The sequence below is a fragment of the Microbispora sp. NPDC046973 genome (assembly GCF_040644495.1).
In the GTDB taxonomy this organism is placed as follows: Bacteria; Actinomycetota; Actinomycetes; order Streptosporangiales; family Streptosporangiaceae; genus Microbispora.
The window spans coordinates 25796-32255 of the sequence record NZ_JBEYWQ010000055.1; the positions used below are offsets into that span (position 1 = coordinate 25796).

Below are 6460 nucleotides of genomic sequence, written 5' to 3' on the forward strand. Positions count from 1 at the left end.
GAGGCACCGCACAGGCCGGGACGATCCGCCTCCGGCACGCGCAACGGTTGGAGGAAGCGGAGGATCTCCCCTGCGAATCACGCGACGTCGCAGCTCAGCGTTGCGTCAAGCGCTACAGTCCCGCTATGAGCAACGACGCTTCGGCCGCCAGGACCGAGGCCGGCGGCGGTGTGCAGTCCGTGGACCGGGCGATCAGCATCATGGAGATCCTCGCCAGCCGTGGGGAGGCCGGGGTCACCGAGATCGCCGCCGAGATCGAGGTCCACAAGTCCACCGCGTTCCGCCTGCTGGGCGCCCTGGAGTCCCGCGGGCTCGTGGAGCAGACCGAGGACCGCGGCAAGTATCGCCTCGGCTTCGGGCTCGTCCGCCTCGCCGGCAGCGTCTCCATGCGGATGGACGTCACCCAGCAGAGCAGGCCGGTCTGCCAGCGCCTGGCGGAGGAGATCGGCGAGACGGTGAACATCGCCGTCCTGCGCTCGCACTACGCCGTCAACCTCGACCAGGTGCGCGGCCCCTCCGCCGTCACCGCCTACAACTGGGTCGGTCAGCTCACGCCCCTGCACGCGACGTCGAGCGGCAAGGTCCTGCTGGCGTACGTGGACCGGCAGCGCCGCGACGACCTGCTGCGGGCCGCGGGCCTCGACCGCTACACGCCGAACACGGTGACCTCGATGGAGGACCTGGAGCGGGAGCTGGCGGAGGTGCGCGAGCACGGCTACGCGCTGACGCGGGAGGAGCTGGAGGTGGGCCTGAACGCGCTCGCCGCGCCCGTCCGCTCCTTCGGTGGAGAGGTCGTGGCCGCGATCAGCGCGTCAGGGCCCGCCTACCGGTTCAGCGAGGGCCGCATGCGGGAGCTGGCCCCCGTCCTCGTCAAGGGAGCCGAGGAGATCAGTCACCGCCTCGGCGGCTAGCCGGCCGTCGCCTCGGCCGCGCGGCGCAGCCGTACGACGACGCTCTTGGACGTGGGCGTGTTCGACGTCTCCGCCACCGAGTCCAGGGGCACCAGCACGTTGGTCTCGGGGAAGTAGGCCGCGCAGCAGCCCCGCGCCGTCGGATAGGCGACGGCCCGGAACCCCTCGGCCACACGCTCGCCGTCCGGCCACTCGCTGACGAGGTCGAGCATGTCGCCGTCGGCGAGACCGCGCTCGGCCAGGTCGTCGGGGTGCACGAACACCACCCTCCGCCCGCCTGCGATACCCCGGTAGCGGTCGTTCAGCCCGTAGATCGTGGTGTTGTACTGGTCGTGGCTGCGCACGGTCTGCAGCAGGAGGCGGCCCGGGGGCACGCGCAGCACCTCCAGCGGGTTGACCGTGAAGTTCGCCTTCCCCGTGGCCGTGGGGAAGCGGCGCTCGTCGCGCGGCGCGTTCGGCAGCAGGAAGCCGCCCGGCCTGCGCACTCTCGCGTTGAAGTCGTCGAACCCGGGCACCACCCGCTCGATGCGCTCCCTGATCGTGTCGTATCCCGCCTCGAACTCGGCCCACGGCACGTGCGGGTCGTCGCCGAGCAGCTCGCGGGCCAGCCGGCACACGATGGCCACCTCGGACAGCAGCGCGTCCGACGCCGGGCGCAGCCGCCCCCGCGAGGCGTGCACCGCGCCCATCGAGTCCTCGACCGTGACGAACTGCTCGCCGCCGGCCTGGACGTCCCGCTCGGTGCGGCCGAGTGTGGGCAGGATGAGCGCCTGCTCGCCGCACACGGCGTGCGACCGGTTCAGCTTGGTCGACACCTGCACGGTGAGCCGGCAGCGGCGCAGAGCCGCCTCCGTCGCGGCGGTGTCCGGCGTCGCGGAGACGAAGTTGCCGCCCATGGCGAAGAACACCCTGGCGTCCCCGTCGCGCATGGCGCGGATGGCCTCGACGGTGTCGTGGCCGTGCTCGCGCGGCGGCGGGAAGCCGAACTCCGTCTCCAGCGCGTCGAGGAACTCGGGTTTGGGCTTCTCGTAGATGCCCATCGTCCGATCGCCCTGCACGTTGGAGTGCCCGCGTACGGGGCACACGCCCGCACCGGGCCGTCCCACGTTGCCGCGCAGCAGCAGGAAGTTGACGACCTCCCGGATCGTCGGGACCGACTTGCGGTGCTGGGTGAGGCCCATCGCCCAGCAGACCACGACCGAGCGGGCGGCGAGCACGTCGCGGGCCGTCTCCTCGATCTCGGCGCGGGTCAGCCCGGTCGCCTCCAGCACCTGCGGCCAGTCGAGCCCGCGTACGTGCTTCTCCCAGGCGTCGAAGCCGTGCGTGTGCGCCTCGACGAACTCGCGGTCCACGACCGTGCCCGGCGCGGCGTCCTCGGCCTCCAGCAGGAGCAGCGACAGCGCCTGGAACAGCGCCAGGTCGCCGCCGAGGCGGATCTGCAGGAACCGGTCGGACAGCGCCGTGCCGCCGCCCACGACTCCGGACGGCCGCTGCGGGTTGCGGAAACGCAGCAGCCCCGCCTCCGGCAGCGGGTTGACCGCCACGATCCGGGCGCCGTTGCGCTTGGCCCGCTCCAGCGCGGTGAGCATGCGCGGGTGGTTGGTGCCGGGGTTCTGGCCCACCACGAAGATCAGGTCGGCCCGGTGCAGGTCCTCCAGCAGCACCGTGCCCTTGCCGATGCCGAGCGTCTCGGTCAGCGCCGAGCCGCTCGACTCGTGGCACATGTTGGAGCAGTCGGGCAGGTTGTTGGTGCCGAAGCGGCGGACGAGAAGCTGGTAGGCGAAGGCGGCCTCGTTGGAGGTGCGGCCGGAGGTGTAGAAGACGGCCTGTCCGGGGTGGTCGAGCGCGCGCAGTTCGCGCGCGACGACGCCGAAGGCGTCCTCCCACGAGATCGGCTCGTAGTGGTCCGAGCCCGCCGGCTTGTACATGGGCTCGGTGAGCCGGCCCTGCTGGCCGAGCCAGTAGTCGCTGCGCCGGGCCAGCTCGTCCACCGGATGCTCCGCGAAGAAGTCGCGGGTGACCCTGCGGACCGTCGCCTCCTCGGCCACCGCCTTCGCGCCGTTCTCGCAGAACTCGGCGGGACTGCGGTGACCGTCGCCCTCGGGCCAGGCGCATCCCGGGCAGTCGAAGCCGGACTTCTGGTTGACCCGCAGCAGGGTCAGCACCGTCCGCCCCGCGCCCATCTGCCGGTACGCCGTGCCGAGCGCGTGGCCGACCGCCGGGAGCCCTCCCGCCCAGGTCTTGGGCGAGCCGATCTCCAGACGTTCGTCTCCGACGTCCTCCCGAGGCGCCTCACGTGTCACTCCGCATCTCCTCCGAACTCACTCGCCGAGCTTGCCACGCACCCAATCATGGAACAGGCCGATGTGGTGCTCGCTCGGCACCAGCACGCCGCCCTTCGCGTACGTGCGGGAGCTCATCGAGGGCTGGGTGCGCTCGCAGGCGTCGAAGTCCTGCTCGTTGACCCGGTGGAACAGCTCCACCGACCGGCTGATGTCCTTGCCCGAGGCCACGACCTCCGGCAGGTAGAGCCAGTCGCACTCCACCACCGTGCGGTCGACCGCGAGCGGGAACATCCGGTGGACGATCACGTGGTCGGGCACCATGTTGACGAACACCTGCGGCTTGATCGTGATCGCGTAGTAGCGCCGGTCCTGCTCCTCGCTGATCGTCGGGATGCGGTCGAGCCCCTCCGAGCCGTCGACCGTGAACCCCTGGATGCCCTCGCCGAACAGCGCGCCGTGGCCCACGTAGTACTGCGCCGCGTAGCCGTCGGCGAACTCCGGCAGCACCTCGGTCAGCTCGGGGTGGATGGTCGCGCAGTGGTAGCACTCCATGAAGTTCTCGACGATGAGCTTCCAGTTCGCCTTCACGTCGTACACGATCCGGCGGCCGAGCGCCAGGTTGGCGACGTCGTAGTTGTCGAGGGAGGCCACGTCACCGAGGCGCGTGCGCACCTCGCCGAGCACGGTGTCCTCGAACGAGGGCGGCTCGTCGGCCAGGCACACCCACACGTAGCCCAGCCACTCGCGCACCGCCACGTTGACCAGGCCGTACTCGACCCGGTCGAGGTCGGGCATCTTGGTGAGGTTGGGGGCGGCGATGAGCTTGCCCTCCAGGTCGTACGTCCAGGCATGGTACGGGCACTGGAAGGCCCGCTTGACCTCGCCGGAGTCCTCCGTGCAGATCCGCGCGCCGCGGTGACGGCAGACGTTGTAGAAGGCGCGGATCGAGTTGTCCCGCGCCCGCGTGATCAGGATGCTCTCCGTGCCGACCTGGACGGTCCTGAACGCGCCGGGCTTGGGCAGATCGGCGGCCCGGACCGCGCAGAACCACATCGACTCGAAGATGCGCTTCTGCTCCGACGCGAAGACCTGGGGATCGGTGTAGTGCTCGCCCGGCAGCGTGGCCATCAGGCTGGGGGGCAGGCTCGTGGTGCTCACTTTGGCTCCTGGTGGTCGTGCACAGTGGTCGTGCGTGGCGCGTCGCGGAACTGAGATGGTCAGGGGAAGACGGTCGGAGTGCGGAGAGCCGGTCGATGTGGAGAGCCGGTCAGAGCACCACGACGGAGCGCAGCACCTCGCCGCGGTGCATCTTCTCGAAGGCCTCCTCGACGTCCTCGAGCGCGATCGTCTCGGTGACGAACGCGTCCAGGTCGAGCCTGCCCTGCTGGTAGAGGGACACGAGCATGGGGAAGTCGCGGCTGGGCAGGCAGTCGCCGTACCAGGAGGACTTGAGCGCGCCGCCGCGGCCGAAGACGTCGAGCAGCGGCAGTTCGAGCCGCATCTCCGGGGTCGGCACGCCGACCAGCACGACGGTCCCGGCCAGGTCGCGGGCGTAGAAGGCCTGCGTGTACGTCTCCGGACGGCCCACCGCCTCGATCACGACGTCGGCCCCGAACCCGCCGGTCAGCTCGCGGACGGCCTCCACCGGATCGGTCTCGCGGGAGTTCACGGTGTGCGTGGCGCCGAAGCGGCGGGCCCATTCGAGCTTGGTGTCGTCCACGTCCACCGCGATGATCGTGGTCGCGCCGGCCAGGTGCGCGCCCGCGACGGCGGCGTCGCCCACGCCGCCGCAGCCGATGACGGCGACCGAGTCGCCACGGGTCACCCCGCCGGTGTTGATGGCCGCGCCGAGCCCCGCCATGACCCCGCAGCCGAGCAGGCCGACGGCGACCGGCGACGCGCTCGGGTCGACCTTGGTGCACTGTCCGGCCGCGACGAGCGTCTTGTCGGCGAACGCGCCGATCCCGAGCGCCGGGGACAGCGGGGTGCCGTCGGCCAGCGTCATCTTCTGGGTGGCGTTGTGGGTCGCGAAGCAGTACTGCGGGCGTCCGCGCAGGCAGGCACGGCAGGCGCCGCAGACGGCGCGCCAGTTGAGGATGACGAAGTCGCCGGGGGCGACGTCGGTCACCCCCTCGCCGACGGCCTCGACCACTCCGGCCGCCTCGTGCCCGAGGAGGAACGGGAACTCGTCGTTGATGCCGCCCTCGCGATAGTGCAGGTCGGTGTGGCACACCCCGCAGGCCTGCACGGCCACGAGTGCCTCACCCGGGCCCGGGTCGGGGACGACGACGGTCTCCAGGCTGACCCGCTGTCCCTTGCCCCTCGCGACGACCCCGCGGACTTCGTGCGCCATGGTCTCTCTTTCCCTCGATCAGTCGGCGTGCATTAGTTGTGCAAGGCGAAACACATAGCACTATGCGCAACAGACTGGGGCCGTGCAGGGCCACTGTCAAGGGCTGCAGTGAGGGATGTCACCTGCCGGTCAGCGCAGGCCTTGCTCCAGTTGGGTGACGACCGGGGCGAGCAGGTCGTTCAACTCCCGTACGAGGACCGCGAGCGCGCGGTGCGCGGTCTCGGCCAGGTCGTGCGCGGGCCCGTCCGGCGCGGCGGGCAGGTCGTCCAGCGGCACCGGGGCGTCCACGAGCAGGGTCGGACGCAGATAGGGGACCTTCGCGAGGTCCTGCTCGGCGGGCTCGACGAACTGGCCGAAGATCTCCGGCCAGTCCCGCCAGCCGCGGTCGCGCCACCAGTCGCGCGACACCGTCAGCGCGGCCGGCGGCGGAGAGACGATCGTGACACGCGCCGTCAGCGATCCGTCCCAGGTGTTGCGCTCGCAGGAGGCCGACAGGATCCGCCGGTGCCAGCGCACGAACCCCGGCGAGGTCAGGGGCGGGGTGGCGATCCGCCAGGCCGCGCACGCGAACGCGACCGGGGCGATGTCCCCCCACACCCCCTCGAACTCGCCGATGTTCTCCCACACACGCTCGGAATAGTGGCTGACGCCGCCGTAGCGGACACGCTCCCGGTCGGATCGGCCGTCGATCCAGAACGCCTGCTGGCCGGCCATACGCCGGGATCAGCCGTTCGACGCGGCGGTGGTCGGCGCGGCGACGGCCGGCGCGGTCTCGCCGGTGAAGACGAACTTCGCGGCGTCGCCTTCGCCCTCGACGTCGATCTTGACGACCTGGCCCGGCCGCAGCTCGCCGTAGAGGATCTTCTCCGACAGCGTGTCCTCCAGCTCGCGCTGGATCGTGCGCCGCAGCG

6 protein-coding genes are annotated in these 6460 nt (G+C 71.2%); 1 reads left to right on the forward strand and 5 read right to left on the reverse strand.

Annotated elements, in window-relative coordinates; genetic code table 11:
• Positions 1–125: 125 nt before the first annotated feature.
• Positions 126–911, forward strand: a complete 786-nt coding sequence (locus ABZ860_RS41590; protein ID WP_357231944.1) for an IclR family transcriptional regulator — start codon at positions 126–128, stop codon at positions 909–911.
• Here the strand turns inward: ABZ860_RS41590 and ABZ860_RS41595 are convergent.
• From ABZ860_RS41595 to ABZ860_RS41615, 5 genes are all read right to left on the reverse strand, one after another.
• Positions 908–3214 (reverse strand): FdhF/YdeP family oxidoreductase, encoded by a 2307-nt coding sequence (locus ABZ860_RS41595; protein WP_357231947.1) that lies wholly within the window; start codon positions 3212–3214, stop codon positions 908–910. The two genes, ABZ860_RS41590 and ABZ860_RS41595, sit on opposite strands and share 4 nt — an antisense overlap.
• Before the next feature lie 18 nt (positions 3215–3232).
• Complete coding sequence (locus ABZ860_RS41600; RefSeq protein ID WP_357231961.1) at positions 3233–4324, reverse strand: aromatic ring-hydroxylating dioxygenase subunit alpha; 1092 nt, start codon at positions 4322–4324, stop codon at positions 3233–3235.
• A gap of 139 nt (positions 4325–4463) precedes the next feature.
• The gene (locus tag ABZ860_RS41605; protein ID WP_357231950.1) at positions 4464–5549 is read right to left on the reverse strand and encodes an S-(hydroxymethyl)mycothiol dehydrogenase; all 1086 of its coding nucleotides are present in this window, start codon (positions 5547–5549) and stop codon (positions 4464–4466) included.
• 129 nt (positions 5550–5678) lie between these two features.
• Positions 5679–6263 (reverse strand): hypothetical protein, encoded by a 585-nt coding sequence (locus ABZ860_RS41610; RefSeq protein WP_357231953.1) that lies wholly within the window; start codon positions 6261–6263, stop codon positions 5679–5681.
• A gap of 9 nt (positions 6264–6272) precedes the next feature.
• Positions 6273–6460 (reverse strand): hypothetical protein (locus tag ABZ860_RS41615; protein ID WP_357231956.1); only part of this gene is annotated, 188 nt, incomplete at its 5' end.

Coding starts and splice junctions, on each gene's coding strand:
- ABZ860_RS41600 (WP_357231961.1), bottom strand. CDS start 4,324: ATGGCCACGCTGCCGGGCGAGCACTACACCGATCCCCAGGTCTTCGCG.
- ABZ860_RS41605 (WP_357231950.1), bottom strand. CDS start 5,549: ATGGCGCACGAAGTCCGCGGGGTCGTCGCGAGGGGCAAGGGACAGCGG.
- ABZ860_RS41610 (WP_357231953.1), bottom strand. CDS start 6,263: ATGGCCGGCCAGCAGGCGTTCTGGATCGACGGCCGATCCGACCGGGAG.
- ABZ860_RS41590 (WP_357231944.1), top strand. CDS start 126: ATGAGCAACGACGCTTCGGCCGCCAGGACCGAGGCCGGCGGCGGTGTG.